We start from the raw sequence: 1,568 nt of genomic DNA, 5'->3' as shown, positions 1-1,568 counted from the left end.
GGAGGCACCCGCCGCTAGGCCGGAGGCACCTGGGCGATGCGGATGTTGTTGGTGGTTCCGGTGACGGCGAAGGGAATGCCGGCGGCGATGACGACGCGGTCGCCGGGACGGGCGAAGCCTTCCTCCACGGCGTGCGCGATGGCGCCTTCCACCATGGCCTCGTAGGTCTCGACCTCCGCCGCCTGGACGCTGTGCGCCCCCCAGAGCAGGCAGAGCCGGCGCGCGGTGCCACGGTCCGGGGTGAGGGCCAGGATCGGCACCTCCGGCCGGCGCCGGGCCACCCGCGCGGCCGTCGTGCCGCTCAGGGTGTAGGCCACGAGCGCGGCGGCCCCCACCGCATCGGCGAGGTGCGCCGAGGCCGCCGCCACCGCGTGGGGCGGCGTCTCCTCCTCGCCCGGATCGGAGGCGGTGATCAGCGAGCGGTAGAGCTTGTGCGTCTCGGTGCGGTGGATGATGCGCGCCATCATCGCCACCGTCTCGACGGGAAAGCGCCCGGTGGCCGACTCGGCCGAGAGCATCACAGCGTCCGCCCCGTCGTAGATCGCCGTGGCCACGTCGGAGGCCTCCGCCCGGGTCGGCGTCGGGGCCGAGACCATCGAATCGAGCATCTGGGTGGCCACGATGACGGGTTTCACCGCCAGCCGGCAGGCGCGGATCAGCTCCTTCTGGCGCCCCGGCACGTCCTCGTGCGGGATCTCGACGCCGAGGTCGCCGCGCGCCACCATCACGGCGTCGGACAGGCGGATGATGTCCTCGATGCGCTCCAGGGCCTGGGGCTTCTCGATCTTGGTCATCAGGCCGGCCCGGTCGCCGATCAGGGCGCGCGCCTCGAGGACGTCGGCGGGGGTCTGCACGAAGGAGAGCGCCACCCAGTCCACCCCGAGTTCGAGGCCGAAGGCGAGGTCCGCCCGGTCCTTCGGCGTCAGCGGAGAGACGGCCAGCAGGGTGCCGGGCAGGTTGACGCCCTTGCGGTCGGAAAGGGTGCCGCCGATGATCACCTCGGCCTCGATGCTGTCGCCGGTCAGGCCGGTGACGCGCACGCGCACGCGGCCATCGTCGATGAGGAGATCCTGGCCCGGCGCGACCGCGGCGAAGATCTCGGGGTGGGGCAGGGGGATGGCGTCGGGCGCGGCGTCCGTGGGGGTCAGCACGAAGCGCAGGCTCTCGCCGGCCGCGACCTCGCGGCGCCCGCCGGCCAAGGGCCCGAGGCGGATCTTGGGACCCTGAAGGTCCTGCAGGATGCCGATGGGCCGGCCGGTCTCGCGCTCGAGCGCGCGGATGGCGGCATGCACCCGGGCGTGGTCGTCCTGGGCACCGTGGCTGAAGTTGAGCCGGAAGGTGTCGACCCCGGCCAGGAACAGCCGGTGCAGCATCTCGGGCGAGGACGATGCCGGCCCGACGGTGGCGACGATCTTGGCGTGACGGTTGCGGCGCATGACGGATCCGGCCGCGAACGGCCGCCTTCTCGCGAGAGGAATCGGGGGTCGGGGCCGGCGCGGCGCTGGAGGCCGGCCCTGAGATCAGAAGACGTGGAAGGCGACGCCGGCCAGGAAGCTTTTCTCCTCGGT

At 73.0% G+C, this 1,568-nt stretch carries 1 protein-coding gene; it reads right to left on the bottom strand.

Translation table 11 applies throughout. The annotated features are described in order from the left end of the window. Nucleotides 1-14 precede the first annotated feature (14 nt). On the bottom strand, nucleotides 15-1,436 hold the full coding sequence (pyk, locus tag K2X24_RS22405; RefSeq protein ID WP_292501270.1) for a pyruvate kinase: 1,422 nt from the start codon (nucleotides 1,434-1,436) through the stop codon (nucleotides 15-17). Nucleotides 1,437-1,568 lie beyond the last annotated feature (132 nt).

The sequence above is a fragment of the Methylobacterium sp. genome, assembly GCF_019750675.1.
Lineage (GTDB): Bacteria > Pseudomonadota > Alphaproteobacteria > Rhizobiales > Beijerinckiaceae > Methylobacterium.
Note: the sequence above shows the minus strand (reverse complement) of the source record. Positions and strands in the feature narration are given on the sequence as shown.

Excerpts from the sequence above, each read along its gene's own strand:
- pyk (WP_292501270.1), bottom strand. The coding sequence starts at position 1,436 with ATGCGCCGCAACCGTCACGCCAAGATCGTCGCCACCGTCGGGCCGGCA.